Genomic DNA, 17,344 nt, shown 5'->3' on the forward strand with positions numbered 1-17,344 from the left:
CCCGCACAACCCTGCCCCGAGCAAGCCGACCACGTAATCGGCGAATCCACCCTGCCCCGAAACCACATCGGATCAAATCTATTCAACTGCGATCAACACGAACCGCATCGGTGGATCGAGGCTGAGGAGATCGTCGAGGCGCATCACGTCTCCGAGCGTCGTGGCCTCGGACGCTTCCGCACCGAGCAGCCGCCGTATTCGATCCTGGCCCGCGGGATCGAGGCCTCGGTCCTGCCCGTCTGCCAGCGCTACGGAATGGGCGTGCTGGTCTGGAGCCCACTGGCCTTCGGGTTCCTCACCGGCAAGTATCGCAAGAACCAGCCCATCGACCTCTCAACCGGCCGTCCCACAATCCGGCCGGAACGATTCGATCCCACGATCGCGGAAAACGCCGCCAAGCTCGACGTCGTCGAGCAGCTCGTCGAACTCGCGGAAAACATCGGTTGCACCCTCCCGCAGCTCGCCATTGCGTTCACCGTGGCCCACCCGGGGGTCACCTCGGCGATCATCGGACCGCGGACCATGCCGCAGCTGGAGGATCTCCTCAAGGGCGCCGCGCTAACCCTGGACGATGCGGCCCTCGACCGGATCGACGAGATCGTGCCGCCCGGGACCAACCTGTACAACCCCAACGCTCCCTTGCCCCCGCGCTCACTGACCGACACCGCGCTGCGTCGCCGCACACTCGCCGACCGCGCCGCGGCCTGAGCGAGCTGATAGTTGGTGGGCCAGATTTTGAATCGAGGGAGACGGGCGTCCCCCCGTCTCCCTCGCGCTTTCCGAGTCTTCTGGTTCGGTGAAGCCGTCAGCCCTGTTCGGTACCGCGACCACGGCGACGCTGCTGTCGCTGCTCGCGGCCACGCAGCTGGATGCCGGTCCGCCGGATGGGAGTCCTGGCGGCGGCGAGCTGGTCACCATGGCTAATCCTCGGCCTGCCAGCCGGTGCGCTCGCCGACCGGTGGTCGCCCCGCACGACGATGATCGTGAGCGATCTGGCCGCGACCGCCGCTGCCGCGATCGTGCCGTTGCTGTGGGTGACCGGCACGCTAACGCTTGCGGCACTGATCGCGGTCGCGTTCGTGATCGGGACTTCTACGAGGACAGTCTCACGGTCGCCGAGGCGCTCAGCGACCGAAACTGCGACCACAGGCAGAACGCCCGGTGGGTCGTTTCTGACCCACCGGGCGTTCTGCCTGTTCAGTGGCGGTGGCGGCGGGATTTGAACCCGCGGAGGGCGTAAACCCTCACACGCTTTCGAGGTCTGCCGGTCACCGTTCAACCAAGACCGGCGCCGTCCGTGGACTGCGGCGATGGCCGTTGCCCGGATGCGGCCGGTCGCCGCTGAACGCGCCTGAACGAGACGACGATTGAGACGACCTCCGCCTCCGGCACACGCCGCCACTACGCACCCGTCGACACGCACCGTCGGCCCGGTGAGGCGGAAACCACAACGGCTGTTGTCGGCGAGCTTCGCAGCTACACCCTGCTCGACGCCAACCAACCCCCGTCGATGGCAGCTCCCGGGACATCCTGCTGTCGGAGGCGTGGTCGAGGGTCGAACAGCCACAGGCACAGACATGGCTACGGGTGGGCACGACCCAAAGCATTGCCGCCCTGGTACCACCAGCAGTACTATCAAGGTGTGCCCTCGGTAGAAAAGATCATAGAGGCGATGCGAAGCAACCCGCAGAACATCACTTACAACGATCTCAAGAGGGTGTGTGAACACTACTTCGGAGAGCCTCGACAAGTCGGCACTTCCCACGCAGTGTTCAAAATGCCGTGGGCGGGAGACCCGCGCGTGAATATACAAAACGACAAAGGCAAAGCCAAGGCGTATCAGGTAAGGCAAGTACTGAAGGCGATCGCCAGGAAGGAGGGCATGTAATGCAAGCCACCCATCCCGAGGTGACCCACTACACCTACCGCGTTACGTGGTCAGCCCAGGACAACGAGTTCGTCGCCACCTGCGCCGAGTTCCCATCCCTCTCGTGGTTGGCCTCCTCCCAGATCGAAGCCCTGCAGGGGCTTCAGGACGTACTGCGTGACGTGGTCGCAGACATGCAGCAGCGGGGCGAGGAAGTACCGGAGCCATTCGCCGAACGTAGCTACTCAGGAAAGTTCAATGTTCGCGTCGGAGAAAGCTTGCACCGCGAGCTGGCAATCCACGCCGCAGAGGACGGGCTGAGTCTCAACCAATATGTCCTACGGAAGCTGACGGCAGCCTGATCATCGCGAGACGCCTCGGCCCCTGCAGGGATGTCGGGGCATCTCGCCGCTGAACCCGAGTACAGCCGCGAATGAGACTACGGGTGGGCGTCGTCCCGACGGAACATCGCCGGACAGCGGTTCGCGATCGACCCGGCACCCTGTCGGCTCGAAAGGCCCAGGAGCCACCGCCTCGGCGTGGCCGACGGAGGGTATCGGCTACCGGCACATGGATGCGCCGCGACCAGCACCGACCGGGTCAGACGTTCGTCAACGATCTGCCACTGCCATACCTTCGCGGCCGATATATTGCCAGGGTGAACACACCGCTGCAGGAACCGACCTTCTGGATCCTCACCGCTCTCGCTGGCCCGCCACTGCACGGCTACGGGATCATCGGGGAGGTGGCGGCCCTTTCCTCGGGTCGGCTATCCATGCGGCCCGGCACCTTGTACGGCGCACTCGACCGGTTGGTGGAGGCGGGCCTCATCGAAGTCGACCGGGAGGAGGTCGTGGACGGTCGCCTGCGCCGCTACTACCGTCTCTCGGTCGCCGGCAATGCCACCCTTGCGGCCGAGACCGAGCGCCTGCGGCGCAACGTGGAGGCGGCCACGGCCCGCTTGGGCCACCCGACTCCGGCGGCCCGGCCCCTTATCCCACGTGCGCTGGCAGGACTGGCATGAGGGACCTGGAACGCCGATACCGGCGACTGTTGCGGGCCTACCCCGCCGGCTACCGCCAGGCACGGAGCGGCGAGATCGTCGGCACGTATCTCGACCTGGCCGGCCCCGACCGCCGTTGGCCGTCGATCCTCGACACGGTGGACGTGCTGGTGGGGGGTGTCCGTGAACGCCTACGCGCTGCCGGCGCTGCCGATCTCATACCCGGCCTGCACCTCGCCGCTGTCCTGAGCTACATCACCGCGACCGCGCTCGCCGGCTTCTGGATCGCTGCCGAAGTGGTCACCATCTCAGGTCTGTGGGGCTCGCCAGCCTTCGGGCCATTCGCTACCACTGGCGTCATCGTATGGGCCTGTTGGCTGCTGGCCGCCGTCGTTCATATCTTCGCCCCATCCCGGTGGGCGCGCGTTGCCATCGGACTGGCACTGTTGCTCACCGTTGCCGTGGTACCCGTCGCCGCTCTGTTCGACCTGCCCCGCCCGTACTTGCTCGTCCTGCTTCCCCAGGCGGCGCTGGGCCTGCTGGCGCTGGCAATTCCCTCCCACACAGCGTTGCGCCATCGCCTCATACCCTTGGCGACAACGCCGGCGGCAGCCCTCATCGCAGTCGGTGCGCTGTCCGGGAGCAGCGCATGGTTCTACCGGTTCAGCTATGGAGCCGCAATCCTCCCGGAGGCCGGCGCGGTTCTCTTGCTAACCGCCATGCTCGCCGCAGCCATGCTGTCTCTGCGCGGTGACGCCCGAGGGCTCTGGGCGCTCCTCGTTCTGCTCACCCCGGTCGGCCTACTCGCGCTGTATCCCCTGTCCGAAAACATCGCCCCCGTCGTGGGCGCCGGATACGCCGACTTCCGCGTCATCACCGGGACCACCGCCGCCATATTCATCCTGGGCGGGGTAACCCTGGCTGTGGCGCTCGCGATGCGGGCACGTTCCAGCGAGACAGCTGGCATTCCGACAATCTCCGTCCACGACCGTTGCCCGACCTGCGGCAAATAGCGGCTCACGAATCGTGGTATTGGCGCACGCGGTGCGCCAATACCGGCAGTTGCGGCGCAGGCCGTCCCGTACGGCCGTCTCGTCTCCTCGCACCGCCGCCTCGGCCACCTTCCGGTGCTGCTCGCGGATACCGCTCCCGTCGACCTTGATGACGAGGGGCCACGACGGCACATCCCGCAGCACGGCGACGGCCGCCGCGGTCCGAGGCCCGTCTCCGGCGGTGTAGGCGGTCAACCACTCGGCTTCCCAGGCGCAGGCTGCCCAGAGGGCGTACATCGCCTGCACGGCAGTCACCTGTATCGTCGCCGGTTCGTCGCCCAACCCGGTGATGAACACGTTGACGTCCGGGGTGAAGGAGTAGCCCGGCGGTGCCGGTACCTCTGCCGGACGCAACTGCTCGACCACCTGGCGGAAGTCGACGCCGTTGGTACGCAGCTTCTCGCTCGTGTCGTTCTCCGTGTATCCCGGCTGGCCGTACTCGCCGGTGCGCGCACTGTCGGCCTTCGCGAGGGCGGTGCCGGTGGTCAGGAACACCACGAGTACCCCTACGGCGGCGGCCGCCCGGCAGGTCCGGCGGGACATCGCGAACCCCGTCGGTGGGCTGCGCTGGGAGGGGCCGAACGTTCCGGCTGACGATGGCGACCAGGGCGCCACCGGGGCCCGCGTACCCGCCCGTTGAGGGACAACTGAGACCACAAGCAGAACGCCCGGTGGGTCGTCTCCGACCTGCCGGGCGTTTCGCCTGTTCAGTGGCGGTGGTGAAGGGATTTGAACCCTTGGAGGGCGTAAACCCTCACACGCTTTCGAGGCGTGCTCCTTAGGCCACTCGGACACACCACCGCCGAGAAGGGTACCTGACGCCTCCGGCGTACGTCGCGGCGGTATCCGTCGGGCCGACGTGGCAGGATCACCTCACATGAGTACGCACATTGGCGCCAAGCCTGGCGAGATTGCCGAGCGGGTCCTGATGCCGGGCGACCCGCTGCGGGCCAAGTGGATCGCGGAGACCTACCTCGAGGACGCCAAGTGCTACTCGACGGTGCGCGGCATGCTCGGCTTCACCGGCCGCTGGCACGGTACCGAGGTATCGGTGCAGGGCTCCGGGATGGGCATGCCCTCGGCCTCCATCTACGCCCACGAGCTGATCAACGAGTACGGGGTCCGTTCACTGATCCGGGTCGGCTCCTGCGGGGCGCTCAGCGACGACCTGAACCTGCGGGACGTGATCGCGGCGAACGGCGCCTCGACCGACTCGAACATGAACCGGGTCCGGTTCGACGGACTGATCGACTACGCCCCGGTCGCCGACTTCGGGCTGCTGCGTACGGCGGTCGAGGTGGCCCAGCGGCGCGGCATCAGCATGCGGGTCGGGCCGGTGCTGGCCGCGGACGCCTTCTACACCGACCGCCCCGACCTGTACGACAGCCTCGCCGAGTACGGCGTACTGGCGGTCGAGATGGAGTCGGCGGCGCTCTACACGATCGCGGCCCGGTTCAAGGCGCGGGCGTTGACCGTGTTGACCGTCAGTGACCACATCAAGCGGGGTGAGGCGACCACCGCCCAGGAGCGTGAGCAGACCTTCGGGCAGATGGTCGAGGTCGCCCTGGACACCATCGTCGCCTGACCGCCCGTCGTCCCACCAAGAGATCTCGGAGGACCACGAGCAAACCCGAATCGACACCGCCCGCAGGTCCTGCCCGGTACCAGTTACCGGGCAGGACCCGCGGGCGGGATTACCTGTGCCCGTAGTGTCAGGCGGGCGGGATGTTGTGGTTCAGCCGGAAGATGTTCTGCGGGTCGTACGCCTTCTTGACCTCGACCAGCCGCTGGTACGTCTCTGGGCGGTACCCGGCCGGTACCCCCTCGGTGGTGGCGTCGGCGGCGCTGAAGAAGTTCACGAAGCGTTGCCCGGTGCTCCACGGCTCCACCGCGGCGATCAGACCGGTCAGGTACCCGTCGAACGCCTCGGCCTGGTCGGGGCCGCCGAAGGCGACACCGTAGAGGAGGAACGCCGAACCGCGGGTGTCGATCGCGTTCCCCGACCCGGGTCGGCGGTCCAGCGCGCCGCCGAGGTGCCTGATCTCCAACGCGACGAGCGGGCTCTGCACGTCCGGGCCGGCGAGCTGGACGACCGTGTTGACGACCTCCGGGCTGAACTCCCGGAGCAGGGTCGAGCGGTCGTGGAACGGGATCGGCATCGGCGGGTCGCTGTGGATCGAGCCGACGGCGACGTAGGGCAGGTCCGCCACCGAGTCGATCAAGGTCGGGCCGATCGCCCGCAGGGGCGCGACCAGTCGCGCGCCCTCCTCGGCCGGTCCGACGTACGCGATCCGGACGTGGACCACGAACTGTCCCCGCAGCGGCTCCGGCAGTTCGGGGGCCGGGGGCAGCCGGAGCAGCGCGATCGACGAGGTCATCTCGTCCGGCAGGTCGGCGGTCCAGGCGCTCCAGGCGGTGAGTACCTCGGCGGCCCGCTCACCGGGAAAGTAGAGGCCGCCGCCGTAGATCCGGTCGAACGGGAAGAGGTTGAACTCCAGGGCGGTGACGACGCCGAAGTTCCCCTTGCCGCCGCGCAGCGCCCAGAACAACTCCGGCTCCTGCTCCGCACTCACCTCACGTAGGGCACCGTCCGCGGTCACCAGCTCGATGCGGCGTACGTGGTCGGCGGCGTAACCAAAGGTCCGGCCGATCGGGCTGAGCCCACCGCCGAGGGTGTAGCTGACCGCGCCGACGGTGGGCGCCGAGCCGCTCAGCGGCGCCAGCCCGTACCTGCTGGCCTCGTCGATGACCTGCTGCCAACGTACTCCGGCCGCGATCCGGGCAGTTCGCCGTTCGGCGTCGATGGTCACCGAGTCCATCCGGCGGGTGGTGATCAGCACCGCTCCGTTCGAGGAGAGTGCCGAGTGACCGGTGGCCAGCACGGCGACCGGCAGGTTGTGGGCGACCGCGAACCGCACGGCTGCCTGGACGTCGCCTGGGCTCGTGGCACCGACCACGATCGCCGGCCGGTGTGGGGTGGCCAGGTTGTACGCGGCACATTCGGCCGCGTACCCCTCGTCGCCGGGCAGCAGCACGAGCCCGTCGGTGGCGGCGACCAGTGCGGCGACCGCCTCCCCGCTGAAGGGTGTGGGACTCGGATGACCTGCGGTGGGTTGCAAGACTGCTCTTCTCCTGTGATCTCTGTGACGGATACGCCGGACGGGACTGTCGGTCAGGCGTAGGTGATGACGCTGCGGAAGCGGGCTTTTCCGTCCGCAGCCCGCTGGTACGCCTCGGCGGCGCGGTTCTTGTCGTAGGTCTCGACCATCGGGGTGACCTTGCCCTCGGCGGCGATCCGCAGGGCCTCCACCAGGTACCGGGTGCCGTTGTGGGCGGAGCCGAGAAGCTGGAGGCTGTTCATGATCATCGGCATGTTGGGTACGGCGAAGGTGTCGAACCCGATGCCCATGAGCACGACACGGCCCCGGGGCGCGACTCCCTGGAGGGCGTCCGCCGCGGCGCTGTTGGAGCTGTTGGTGTGCAGCAGAATGTCCGCTCCGCCCGCTTCCCGAAGCTCGGCGCCCGTGGCCACGACGATGTCCGCGCCGAGTTGGCGGGCCAGTTCCTGCTTCTCGGGTGAACCGGTGACGGCGATGGTGGTGAGGCCGCTCGCCTTGGCGTACTGGATCGCGAGGTGGCCCATGCCGCCGATGCCCGAGACCGCGATCCGCTCGCCCGGCTGGGGGTTGGCCCGGCGCAGGCCGCTCCACGCGGTGTAGCCGATGCACATCAGCGGGGCGGCGTGCTCGTACGGCAGCCCGTCGGGCAACGGGACGGTGGCGTTCGCGGGGATGGCGACGTAGTCGGCGTGGGCGCCGTCCACGTTCATTCCGGTCAGCACCGGCTGCGCACAGTTGGCGGCGGTGACGAAGTCCAGCGGCTCGGCCCGCCGACACCAGGCGCAGGTCCCGCAGCCGCTCTGCAGGGTGAGCAGTCCGACCCGGTCTCCCACCGAGCGGGCGGTCACCCCCTCCCCGACGGCGACGACCTCACCGACACCCTCGTGTCCGAGCCGCATCGGGAAGTCGACGCCGAACGACAGTTTTCCCTCGGTGATCCACACGTCGGTGCCACAGATTCCGCTGGCGTGGACCCTGACGAGGACCTTCCCCGCTCTGACCTCTGGAACGTCCGCGCTCCTCAGCTCCCATGGCTGGCCGAGCCCGGGTACGACTACCGACTGCATCTGCGTCACCGTGCTGTCTCCGTCTCTGATCCGCCCTGTCGGGCGCGGTGCCGTCAGCGCAGGGGCGGGCGGCGGGGGTGCGACGGCGTGGGCGGGCCGGCCGACGCGCCCGGGTAGCGGGTGGGCGCCGGCGGGCCAAAAATTTCACCGCACACCAACGTTCCCTGAAAATGTAGCGGCGGCCCGGCGGACCGGCAAGTTTCGCAGAACACACGTGTACATTGAAATTAGAGGCGACGCCGAGAGCGGACCGGGGCAAGCGGAAGCCGACAGACAGAACAACACGGCACATCAGCGAATGAACCTGAAGCACCGGTACGGAAACTCCCGACCTCCGTCCACCCCCGGCCGCAGCGGGCCACTGTCGGGCACACTTGCGGCAGGAACGCCAGGAGAGAGGCGATGGCTGACGGTAAGGGTGTCACCCGCAGGTACGAGCTTCGGCGTCGCGCCGAGGCGATGGCCGAGACGCGTCGACGTATCACGGACGCGGCGATCGAACTGCACGGGACGGTGGGACCGGCCCGAACCACCATTGTCGACATCGCGGCGTTGGCGAGAGTGCAGCGGCACACGGTCTACCGGTACTTCCCGACCGAGGCGGACCTGCTGCAGGCATGCTCCACCGAATACTGGAAGCGTCACCCCTGGCCGGACGTCACGGCGTGGCAGGCGCTCGAACCACCCCGCGAGCGGATCGCCACGGCGCTCGAGGAACTCTACGACTTCTATGCTGCGGTGGAGCCGGTGCTGGCCAACACCCTCCGGGACAGTGACCGGTCCGCCGAGATCAAACAGGTCATCGAACCCTTCGCCGAGTATCTGGACACGGTCGGCGAAGCCCTGACCGGAGGGTATTCGTCCACCGCCGACCGTTCCCTGCTCCAGGCGGCCGTCGGCCATGCCACGGCCTTCAGCACCTGGCAGTCCCTCGTACGCAGAAACGGTCTCGACGTGACCGCCGCCGCGGGCCTGATGTGCTCGCTGATCGACTCGGTCATCGCACGGTCGGCCACCCGCTGAGTTCGGGCACCGCCGCCAGACATCCACATCCCGGCCGATGACAGGCGCTCGACGTCGGCCGACGGTGGAGCCCCTGACGGCCGGGACCCGCCCCGGGGAGGGAGCCGGTTTCGCCGGCTGGGGCGGGCCCCGGAACCCGTCAGGGGGTGGCGAGGGCCTCCGTCGGGGCGAGCCGAGCGGCCCGGATCGCCGGATAGAGCCCGGCGACCGCGCCGATCAGCAGCGTGGCGGCGACCCCGCCGGCCATCGCCCAGCTCGGCACGACGGTCGGCCAGTCCCGGGAGAGGGCGTACCCGGAGGTGACCCCGATCCCGATCAGCACCCCGCCGACCCCGCCCAACGCGGAGAGCAGCAGCGACTCGGCGAGGAACTGGGTGCGTACCTGGCCCCGGGTGGCGCCGAGCGAACGGCGCAGCCCGATCTCGGCCCGCCGTTCCAGCACCGAGATCACCATCGTGTTCGCCACCCCGACCCCGCCGACCAGCAGCGCGACCGCGCCGAGTCCGAGCAGCAGCCCGGTGAACGCCTCGTCGGTCGCCTGCTGCGCGGCGAGCGCGTCCGAGGGCCGGGAGACTTCCACCTCGTTCGGCGCCTGCGGGTTGGCGGTGGCGCCGAGCACCGCCCGGACCGCCTCGACGGCGTACTCGGCCGACCGGGTGTAGACGGTGGTCGGGTGGCCGTCGAAGTCCAGGTACGTCTGGGCCGCCGCCCAGCCGACCAGCGCCGACAGGTCCAGTTCCGGGGCGAGCGGTGCCGGGGTCAGGATCCCGACGACGGTGAACCACCTCCCGCCGACCTGGATCTGGACGTCCGGATCGGCGCTGCCGATCCCGAGCCGCTGCGCCGCCGACGCGCCGAGGACCACCGCCGGATAACGCGCGGTCGCCTCGTTCAGCCAGGTGCCGCTGGCGACCGTCACCCCGACCGTGTCGAGCAGGTCGAGTCGAGCGGCCCGGGCGGCGATCCCACCGCTCTCCGCCGCCGGGATCCGGTCGCTGCGGTAGACCCGGGCCTCCGAAAGGGTGCCGGTGGCGGAGACCTGCTGCACCGGACCGATCCGGCCGATCATCGCCACCGACTCCTCGGGCAGCTGCGCGTCGTCGCCGAACATGGTGCTGCCGGGGGCGACGGTCAGCAGGTTGGTGCCGAGCGCGGCGAGCGTCCGGTCCAGCTCGGCCCGCGACGACGAGGAGATGCCGACCACGGCGATCATCGCCGCGATCCCGATCGCGATGCCGAGCGCGGAGAGGAAGGCCCGCAGCGGCCGGGTCCGCAGCCCGACCCCGCCGACCCGCAGCACGTCTCGCGGCCGCAGCCGGGCCGGCACCAGCCGGGCGGCACGGTCTGACCCGACCATCAGCGCACCCCTTCCGGTACGGCGACCGCCCGCCCGACGTCGACGGCCCGGGACCCGACGCGGGTGTCGGTGTCGGTGCCGGTGTCGGCGACCACCCGGCCGTCCCGGACCTGGACCTGCCGGGGCAGACTCGCGGCGATCTCCCGGTCGTGGGTGATCACCACCACCGTCGTCCCGGCCGCGTGCAGTTCGCGTAGCAGCGCCAGCACCCCCGCCCCGGAGGTCGAGTCGAGGTTGCCGGTCGGCTCGTCGGCGAGCAGCAGCGGCGGATTGCCGACCACCGCCCGGGCGATCGCCACCCGCTGCCGTTCACCGCCGGAGAGTTCGTGCGGCCGGTGGTCGAGCCGGTGCCCGAGCCCGACCCGGACCAGCGCGGCCTCCGCCCGCCGTCGGCGCTGCCGCAGCGGTACGCCCGCGTAGAGCAGCCCGTCGGCGACGTTGTCCACCACCGGCACGCCGGGAGCCAGGTGGAACTGCTGGAAGACGAACCCGATCCGGGACGACCGCAGGGCGGACAGTCGCCGGTCGGAGAGCTTCGCCACGTCGTACCCGTCGATGTGCACGGAACCGTCGGACGGCCGGTCCAGGGTGCCGATCAGGTGCAGCAGGGTGGACTTGCCGGAACCGGACGCCCCGACGATCGCCACCAGTTCCCCGGCCCGGATGGTCAGCGAGACCCCGCCGAGTGCGGTCACCCCGCCCGGATAGACCTTCGTCACCCGGTCGAGTACGACGATGCCCTGCTCCCCGGTCACTTCGGCATCCCCACGGTCGCCCCCTCGGCCAGCCCGTCACCGGAGATCTCCACCCGGCCGGAGGCGAACAACCCGGTCTGTACCGCCACGATCCGGGTGCTGGTCCCGTCGACGACCTCGACGCCGTACCCGCCCTCGGCGAGCGCGAGCAGCGCGGCGACCGGCACGGTCAGCACGTCCGTACGTTCCTCGGCGGTGAAGGCGACCTCGACCGACGCCCGGTCGAAGCCGGCCAGCTGCTTCGGGTCGTCGGCCGCCACGGTCACCTCGATCTTCGTCTCCGGTTCGGCGTTGGCGCCGCTACCGGTCTCGATCACCGTCTCGGTGCCGGTGATCTTTCCGGCGACGTCCTTGCCGTCCGGCAGGGTGATGGTGACCTCGGCGTCCCGCTTCGCCAGCCGCTGGTCGTCCACGTCCAGCAGGACGGTCACCACCCGGGCCGTCCTGGTGTAGCCGAGCACTCCGGCCCCCGGCTGGACCGCGTCCCCGACCGTCGCCTCGTGGCTCTCCACCCGGACCTCGCCGGAGGCGTACACGACCTGGCCGAGTTCCACCCGACCGGTCTGCTCCAGCCCGAGGTCGTCCTGCCACTCCTCGACCACCTCGGCGGTCGCCGACGTGTACTCGTCGTCGACGGTGAACCCGTCGTAGCCGAGTTTCGCCAGGTTCTTCTCGAACTGTTCGACGTCCGCACCGGTCAGCCCGGGACGCAACGTCCGGTACGCCGGCAGACTGCCGTAGAGCAGGACGGTCTTGTGGTTATCGACCGCGTACAGCGGTTTGCCCCGGCCGACCCGGTCGCCGGTGTCGGCGAGCCAGGTGACCGTGCCCGGGGTGCGGGCCACGGCGGTACGCGTCTCGCCGTACCCGAGCTCGCCGTCGGCGGTCTCCGCGTCGACCAGCGTCTGCCGGGTGACCTGGGCGGTCGCCGGGGGCAGCACACTGGCGGTCGCCGTACCCCCGTCGTTGCCGCCGTAGCCGACCGCGGCCGCGACCCCGGCCGCCACCGCGAGCACGGCGGTGGTCGCGACCGCCACCCCCCGGACCCGGCCGGACCGGCGGCGCCGGCCCGGACCGGTCGGGGACGGCTGTTCCTGGGCCCGGTCGTCGGTGTCGGTGGCGGACGCCGTCGACACCGACGGACCGGCTGGTACGGGTGTGCCGGTCGTCACTTGCCGCCCCCACCCGTGATCACGACCGGGCCGCCCTTACGGCACTTCTCCAGACCGGCCTTCAGCTTCGGGTCGTCCAGCTTGAGGCCGAGCGACTTGAGGTCGAGGCTGCCGTCCGGGTTCGGGTCCGGAAAGTCCGGAACGCCGTTCTCCCGCATGCACTTCGCCATCTCCCGCATCCGCTCGATCTGCTCCGGGCTGAGATCCAGTGCCTTGCCGCCGTTGGGCAGCAGGTGGCGGCACTGCTCCATCGCGGCCTGCGCCTTCTCCGGGTCGACGTTCCCACCGAGCCGGATCCGGGGGCCCTTGCCGGGCTCCGGGTCCGGCATCTCGACACCGTTCTCCCGCATGCAGCGGGCGAACTCCCGCTGCCGGTCCTCGTCGCTGACCGGCGCGGCGCTGGTGCTCGGTGACGCGCCGGCCCCGCCGCCGGCGGTGGCCACCTCCGGCCCGCTCGGCCCACCGGCACACCCGGCGAGCACCGGACCGAGCAGCAACGGCAGGGCCAGCAGGCCGCCGAACAATCGTCGGCGCATGGCACAACTCCTTCCGTGGGGCCGACGCGGTCCGCCGGCCGATACGGACGAGTCGACACCGTCGGCGGTATCCCGGGCGTAACCGTCGACGTTTACGCCCCGGTTATCCGCCCCGGTCGCCCTTCCCGGGCAGTCGCCGGGGCGGCGTTAACGGCGGGGTTACCGGGAGCGAGTCACCATTGGGCGATGCGGGTGCTGGTGGTGGAGGACGAGAAGCTGCTCGCGGACGCGATCGCCGAGTGGTTGCGGCGGGAGGCGTTCGCGGTCGATGTCGCGTACGACGGCGACGCCGCCCTGGAGCGGCTCGGCGTCCACGACTACGACGTGGTGGTGCTCGACCGTGACCTGCCGGTGGTGCACGGCGACGACGTGTGCCGGGCGATCGTCGACGGCGGGGGCGAGACCCGGGTGCTGATGCTCACCGCCGCCTCGGCGGTCCGGGACCGGGTCGCCGGGCTGGCCATCGGCGCCGACGACTACCTGGGTAAGCCGTTCGCGCTGGTGGAGCTCTCCGCCCGGGTGCACGCGCTGCTCCGGCGGGCCCGGCCGGCGGCACCGCCGAAACTGGTCCGGTCCGGGATCGTGGTCGACCCGGCCCGGCACGAGGCCTACCGCGACGGCCGGTACGTCGCGTTGTCCCGCAAGGAGTTCGCCGTGCTCGCCGAGCTGATGCGGGCCGGCGGAGCCGTGGTCTCCGCCGAGGAGCTGCTGGAACGGGCCTGGGACGAGCACATCGACCCGTTCACCAACGTGGTCCGGGTGACGGTGATGAAGCTGCGCCGCAAGCTCGGCGACCCGCAGGTCGTGGAGACGGTGCCGGGAGTGGGGTATCAGATCCGGTGAAACGACTGACCATCCGCGCCCGCCTGACCCTCGTCTACGGCGGTCTCTTCCTGCTCGCCGGCATCGTCCTGCTCGGCGTGACGTACGTGCTGGTCGGGCAGCAGATGCCCAGCCCGGTCGGGGTCAAGCTGGCCGACGTCAAGCAGTTGGCACCGGGGGTGGAGCCCGGTAAGTTGCTCTCCCCCGACAACATCGACCAGCTGCGGATCTACGCCCGGCAGCTCCAGGACGAGGCCCGGGCGAACGCGCTGGAGTCGCTGCTCACCCAGGGTGGCATCGCGCTGGCCGTGGTGTCGACGATCGCCGTCGGGTTCGGCTGGCTGATCGCCGGCCGGGCGTTGCAGCCGCTGCACCAGATCACCGGCACCGCCCGGCGGATCGCCGGCGCCGGGGTGGCCGGGCACGGGCTGCACGAACGGATCGCCCTGCGCGGGCCGCACGACGAGGTGAAGGAGCTGGCCGACACCTTCGACCTGATGGTGGAACGGTTGGACCGGTCCTTCGACGGGCAGCGCCGGTTCGTCGCCAACGCCTCGCACGAGCTGCGTACGCCACTGGCGTTGAACCGGTCACTGCTGGAACTCGCGGTGACCCGCCCGGACGCTCCGGCCGAGCTGCGCCAGCTCGGCGAGACGCTGCTGGCGGTCAACGAACGCCACGAGCGGCTGATCGACGGGCTGCTCACCCTCGCCGACTCGGAGCAGCGGGTCGTCGACCGTACGCCGGTCGACCTCGCCGAGGTGGTCACGTACCTGGCCGACCAGGCGTCCGCGACGACCGACATCCCGGTACACCTGCGGTCGACGCCCGCGCCCACCACCGGTGACCCGGTCCTGCTGGAGCGGCTGACCCAGAACCTGCTGGAGAACGCGGTACGACACAACGTCCCGACCGACGGGTGGGTGTGGGTCAGCACCGACACCGTCGACGGCTGGGCGCGGCTGATCGTGGCGAACACCGGGCCGGTCGTGCCGGGGTACGAGATCGAGACGATCTTCCAGCCGTTCCGGCGACTGCGTCAGGAGCGGGTCGACGGCGGACGGGGTTTCGGGCTCGGCCTGTCGATCGTCCGGGCGGTGGCCGGTGCCCACGGCGGTACGGTGCACGCCGAGCCGCGCGACGGTGGCGGCCTGGTCGTGACGGTGACGCTGCCGGCCGTCGCGGCCCGGTCCTGACGGTGACGCTGCCGGCCGTCGCGGCCCGGTCGGACCAGTAACGTTTCCACAGTCCGGGAACCCGGCCGTGGTACCGGAAGGAATCGGGGACAACGGCCCCGTCCGGGCCCGTCCACCGGTCATGATCACTGAGAATGCGACCGTCCCCGGGCTTCGGGATGCCGGCGCCGGGCGCTCCGGGACGAGCGTCGTACACACGTTTTCCACAGGTTCCCCAAGTTGTCCACAACCCTGTGGAAAAGCTGGTCAGCGGAAGAAGGTGCGGAGTGCGGTGGCACACTCCGCTGCCAGCACTCCGCCGTACACCTCGGGGCGGTGGTTGAGCCGAGGGTCGCGTACCACGTCCCAGAGTGAGCCGACCGCGCCGGTCTTCGGCTCCCATGCGCCGAAGACCAGGGTGGAGATCCGGGCCAGCACCAGCGCGCCGGCGCACATGGTGCACGGCTCCAGCGTCACGACCAGGGTGCAGCCGGTCAGCCGCCACTCGCCGACCACCGTGGCGGCCCGGCGCAGCGCGAGGATCTCCGCGTGCGCGGTCGGGTCTCCGGTGAGTTCCCGCTCGTTACGCCCGACCGCGAGTTCGGCGCCGTCCGGCCCGTAGACCACCGCACCGACCGGAACGTCGGGCTGCGGCGGGAGGGCAGCGGACTGCGGTGGGAGAGCGACGGAGACCTCCAGGGCCCGCCGCATCCACGACTCGTGCCGCTGCCGGCGTCCGATCACGCCTCGCGGAGTTCCTCGACCTCGTTGCCACAGCCGAGCACCTGACAGACCTCGGTGGTGACGTCGGCCGGCATCATGCCCTCGTGTGCGCAGAGCGCGAGCAGGCGGTGCGCGGAGATGCCGAGGTCGGCGAGGAGGTCCGCGTCACCGACCGGGTCGGCGTCGGGATCTGTCGCCGGTTCGTCGTCGGCGTCGGCGTCGGCGGTCGAGCTCGCCGAGGCTCCGGCCGGCTCGGCCACGTCGTCGATCTCCAGCGCCGGCGCCTTGAGGTCGCCGACCAGCAGCGCGCCGAGTCGCGACTCCTCGGCGTACGCCGAGTCGGAGCCGAAGATGCGCAGATCCTCGCCCTCGTCCAGCCGCATGATGGCCAGATACGTGTCGTCCGACTCGACAAAGAGCAGTGAGATGTCGGCGTCCGGGTCGACATCCCGGAGCAGGTCCGCCACCTCGTCGACGTCGCCGGCGCCGTTCAGATCCACCTCTGCGGCGGTCCAACCGGACGCGTGGCGCACCACGGCCGCAGCGAAGTACGACACGGTCCCCCCAATTACCCCGCGGCCCCCAGCCGCACATCACAGCCGACTCGTCGTGTCACAGCCGACCCTCTGTCACGCGTGACGGTATCCGGTCGTATCCGGGTGGGCCCACCCAACGCCCCGAAGGAGCCGGTGGGAATCGAGCGGGCGGTCCGCCCGGGTCAGTTCGCCAGACGGCGACGGGTGGCGATCAGCTCCCGCAGTCGGTCGACGCGGGCGCGGCGCGGATGCTCCCGCTCGCGCACCGACTTGGCCCCGGCGAGCTCCGCGAGAAGCTGCAACCGACGGCGGCTGCGGTCGGGGTCGAGTCGATGTTCTGTCCAGGCCATAACGCCGAGAGTGCCGAGTCCCGGGCGGTTCGTCAAGGCCGGTAGCGGGCTGCATCCACAGCCTTACCGAGCGCCGCGACCGAAAGGTGATCTGACCGATTTCAGACAGTCCGCGCGGTCACCAGAGCGGCCAGTCGGCGGTCGACCGCCAACGTGTCAACAGCAGCCCCATGGCGATCGCCCAACCCACCGCGACGGCGATCGCGACCCCCACCGCGGCACCCCGGTCACCACGACGGACCAGCAGCAGGGCGACCAGCCAGGCCACCGTACCGGCGAACCACGTCCACCAGAGGTAGCCGGCGAGGTCACGACCGAGCAGGCCGAACATCAGCAGCCAGAGGGCCGCCGACCCGGCACCGGCGAGGGCCGCGCCGAGGCGTACCGGATGGGGTTCCCGGTAGGTCGGGCGCGGTGGCGGCAGGGACGGGCGGGCCGGGAAGAGACCGGACGGGCTGCCGGGCGGCGCCGGCCACTGCCAGGCTGGCCGGGCCTGCGCGCCGGGGGGTGGCGGCGCGGGTGGCGCTCCGGGCGGCGACTGCCACGCGCCGGGTGACGGCGGCGGCCCGCCGGGCGGAGCCGGCGGCGCTCCGGGGTACGGCTCGAACGCCGGCTGTCGCGACATCCGTCCTCCTCCGGTCGGCCCTCCACGGCACAGCCGCGGAACCCCGGCCACCGTCTGGCGTTCCCACCGACGGTGGCCCCGACACGCAGCCTACCGGGCCGCCGGCGAGCCTCCGCCCGTCCGCACGGCACCGCGCCGTCACCCGGCGACGTCCCGGCCGCA

General features: G+C 70.5%; 19 protein-coding genes and 1 tRNA gene. 9 read left to right on the forward strand and 11 right to left on the reverse strand.

From position 1 onward, the window contains the following. The 5 genes from ABGB21_RS34400 to ABGB21_RS34420 form a co-directional block, all read left to right on the forward strand. Window positions 1-708: aldo/keto reductase (locus ABGB21_RS34400; RefSeq protein ID WP_347681334.1), on the forward strand; the 708-nt coding region annotated here is incomplete at its 5' end. Between the two features lie 1,179 nt (window positions 709-1,887). After that, window positions 1,888-2,229, forward strand: a complete 342-nt coding sequence (locus tag ABGB21_RS34405) for a toxin-antitoxin system HicB family antitoxin (protein WP_347651356.1) — start codon at window positions 1,888-1,890, stop codon at window positions 2,227-2,229. A gap of 296 nt (window positions 2,230-2,525) precedes the next feature. Beyond that, window positions 2,526-2,891 carry a helix-turn-helix transcriptional regulator gene (locus ABGB21_RS34410; RefSeq protein WP_347656710.1) on the forward strand — a complete coding sequence of 122 codons (366 nt, stop codon included), beginning with the start codon at window positions 2,526-2,528 and terminating at the stop codon, window positions 2,889-2,891. Further along, a complete protein-coding gene (locus ABGB21_RS34415) occupies window positions 2,888-3,883 on the forward strand; it encodes a hypothetical protein (protein WP_347656711.1) in 996 nt (331 codons plus the stop codon). The genes ABGB21_RS34410 and ABGB21_RS34415 overlap by 4 nt, the downstream gene beginning before the upstream one ends. Window positions 3,884-4,328: 445 nt before the next feature. After that, on the forward strand, window positions 4,329-4,562 hold the full coding sequence (locus ABGB21_RS34420) for a hypothetical protein (RefSeq protein WP_347656715.1): 234 nt from the start codon (window positions 4,329-4,331) through the stop codon (window positions 4,560-4,562). A gap of 71 nt (window positions 4,563-4,633) precedes the next feature. On the opposite strand, the gene ABGB21_RS34425 is transcribed toward ABGB21_RS34420, so the two are convergent. Continuing rightward, window positions 4,634-4,723: transfer RNA gene (locus ABGB21_RS34425), tRNA-Ser, on the reverse strand. A 76-nt stretch (window positions 4,724-4,799) separates the two neighbouring features. On the opposite strand from ABGB21_RS34425, the gene deoD reads away from it, so the two are divergent. Further along, on the forward strand, window positions 4,800-5,507 hold the full coding sequence (gene deoD / locus ABGB21_RS34430; RefSeq protein WP_347656747.1) for a purine-nucleoside phosphorylase: 708 nt from the start codon (window positions 4,800-4,802) through the stop codon (window positions 5,505-5,507). A 127-nt stretch (window positions 5,508-5,634) separates the two neighbouring features. Here the strand turns inward: deoD and ABGB21_RS34435 are convergent, their stop codons facing one another. After that, window positions 5,635-7,041, reverse strand: coding sequence for an FAD-binding oxidoreductase (locus tag ABGB21_RS34435; RefSeq protein WP_347681336.1), 1,407 nt, complete (start codon window positions 7,039-7,041; stop codon window positions 5,635-5,637). A 53-nt stretch (window positions 7,042-7,094) separates the two neighbouring features. Beyond that, the gene (locus ABGB21_RS34440; RefSeq protein WP_347681338.1) at window positions 7,095-8,108 is read right to left on the reverse strand and encodes an alcohol dehydrogenase catalytic domain-containing protein; all 1,014 of its coding nucleotides are present in this window, start codon (window positions 8,106-8,108) and stop codon (window positions 7,095-7,097) included. A 402-nt stretch (window positions 8,109-8,510) separates the two neighbouring features. Here ABGB21_RS34440 and ABGB21_RS34445 point away from each other — a divergent pair, with 402 nt between their 5' ends. Then, complete coding sequence (locus tag ABGB21_RS34445) at window positions 8,511-9,131, forward strand: TetR/AcrR family transcriptional regulator (protein ID WP_347681340.1); 621 nt, start codon at window positions 8,511-8,513, stop codon at window positions 9,129-9,131. A gap of 139 nt (window positions 9,132-9,270) precedes the next feature. Here ABGB21_RS34445 and ABGB21_RS34450 read toward each other — a convergent pair whose 3' ends face one another. The 4 genes from ABGB21_RS34450 to ABGB21_RS34465 are packed head-to-tail and all read right to left on the reverse strand — an operon-like array spanning window position 9,271 to window position 12,951. After that, a complete protein-coding gene (locus ABGB21_RS34450; protein WP_347656754.1) occupies window positions 9,271-10,488 on the reverse strand; it encodes an ABC transporter permease in 1,218 nt (405 codons plus the stop codon). Continuing rightward, window positions 10,488-11,225, reverse strand: coding sequence for an ABC transporter ATP-binding protein (locus ABGB21_RS34455; protein WP_347656809.1), 738 nt, complete (start codon window positions 11,223-11,225; stop codon window positions 10,488-10,490). Before ABGB21_RS34455 ends, ABGB21_RS34450 begins: the two co-directional genes overlap by 1 nt. 14 nt (window positions 11,226-11,239) lie before the next feature. Further along, window positions 11,240-12,379, reverse strand: coding sequence for a peptidoglycan-binding domain-containing protein (locus ABGB21_RS34460; RefSeq protein ID WP_347681342.1), 1,140 nt, complete (start codon window positions 12,377-12,379; stop codon window positions 11,240-11,242). Between the two features lie 32 nt (window positions 12,380-12,411). Continuing rightward, complete coding sequence (locus ABGB21_RS34465; protein WP_347656758.1) at window positions 12,412-12,951, reverse strand: hypothetical protein; 540 nt, start codon at window positions 12,949-12,951, stop codon at window positions 12,412-12,414. Window positions 12,952-13,137: 186 nt separating this feature from the next. On the opposite strand from ABGB21_RS34465, the gene ABGB21_RS34470 reads away from it, so the two are divergent. Together ABGB21_RS34470 and ABGB21_RS34475 are read left to right on the forward strand one after the other, a co-directional pair. After that, a complete protein-coding gene (locus ABGB21_RS34470; protein ID WP_347656760.1) occupies window positions 13,138-13,794 on the forward strand; it encodes a response regulator transcription factor in 657 nt (218 codons plus the stop codon). Beyond that, window positions 13,791-14,969 carry a HAMP domain-containing sensor histidine kinase gene (locus tag ABGB21_RS34475; RefSeq protein WP_347681344.1) on the forward strand — a complete coding sequence of 393 codons (1,179 nt, stop codon included), beginning with the start codon at window positions 13,791-13,793 and terminating at the stop codon, window positions 14,967-14,969. Before ABGB21_RS34470 ends, ABGB21_RS34475 begins: the two co-directional genes overlap by 4 nt. Window positions 14,970-15,215: 246 nt before the next feature. Here the strand turns inward: ABGB21_RS34475 and tadA are convergent, their stop codons facing one another. The 4 genes from tadA to ABGB21_RS34495 all read right to left on the reverse strand — a co-directional run bounded on the left by tadA (window position 15,216) and on the right by ABGB21_RS34495 (window position 16,981). After that, a complete protein-coding gene (tadA, locus tag ABGB21_RS34480; RefSeq protein WP_347656810.1) occupies window positions 15,216-15,725 on the reverse strand; it encodes a tRNA adenosine(34) deaminase TadA in 510 nt (169 codons plus the stop codon). Continuing rightward, window positions 15,689-16,228: a tRNA adenosine deaminase-associated protein gene (locus tag ABGB21_RS34485; RefSeq protein ID WP_347656764.1), complete on the reverse strand. Its 540-nt coding sequence runs from the start codon at window positions 16,226-16,228 to the stop codon at window positions 15,689-15,691. The genes tadA and ABGB21_RS34485 overlap by 37 nt, the downstream gene beginning before the upstream one ends. Window positions 16,229-16,389: 161 nt before the next feature. Beyond that, the gene (locus ABGB21_RS34490) at window positions 16,390-16,557 is read right to left on the reverse strand and encodes a hypothetical protein (RefSeq protein WP_203857601.1); all 168 of its coding nucleotides are present in this window, start codon (window positions 16,555-16,557) and stop codon (window positions 16,390-16,392) included. A gap of 118 nt (window positions 16,558-16,675) precedes the next feature. Continuing rightward, complete coding sequence (locus tag ABGB21_RS34495) at window positions 16,676-16,981, reverse strand: hypothetical protein (RefSeq protein WP_347656811.1); 306 nt, start codon at window positions 16,979-16,981, stop codon at window positions 16,676-16,678. Window positions 16,982-17,344 lie beyond the last annotated feature (363 nt).

This window comes from Plantactinospora sp. B24E8 (genome assembly GCF_039871735.1).
Classification (GTDB): Bacteria; Actinomycetota; Actinomycetes; order Mycobacteriales; family Micromonosporaceae; genus Plantactinospora.

Bases quoted from the DNA above. Each gene is read 5' to 3' on its own strand.
- ABGB21_RS34405 (WP_347651356.1), top strand. From the start codon at position 1,888: ATGCAAGCCACCCATCCCGAGGTGACCCACTACACCTACCGCGTTACG.
- deoD (WP_347656747.1), top strand. From the start codon at position 4,800: ATGAGTACGCACATTGGCGCCAAGCCTGGCGAGATTGCCGAGCGGGTC.
- ABGB21_RS34440 (WP_347681338.1), bottom strand. From the start codon at position 8,108: ATGCAGTCGGTAGTCGTACCCGGGCTCGGCCAGCCATGGGAGCTGAGG.
- ABGB21_RS34465 (WP_347656758.1), bottom strand. From the start codon at position 12,951: ATGCGCCGACGATTGTTCGGCGGCCTGCTGGCCCTGCCGTTGCTGCTC.
- ABGB21_RS34415 (WP_347656711.1), top strand. From the start codon at position 2,888: ATGAGGGACCTGGAACGCCGATACCGGCGACTGTTGCGGGCCTACCCC.
- ABGB21_RS34450 (WP_347656754.1), bottom strand. From the start codon at position 10,488: ATGGTCGGGTCAGACCGTGCCGCCCGGCTGGTGCCGGCCCGGCTGCGG.
- ABGB21_RS34470 (WP_347656760.1), top strand. From the start codon at position 13,138: ATGCGGGTGCTGGTGGTGGAGGACGAGAAGCTGCTCGCGGACGCGATC.
- ABGB21_RS34490 (WP_203857601.1), bottom strand. From the start codon at position 16,557: ATGGCCTGGACAGAACATCGACTCGACCCCGACCGCAGCCGCCGTCGG.
- ABGB21_RS34445 (WP_347681340.1), top strand. From the start codon at position 8,511: ATGGCTGACGGTAAGGGTGTCACCCGCAGGTACGAGCTTCGGCGTCGC.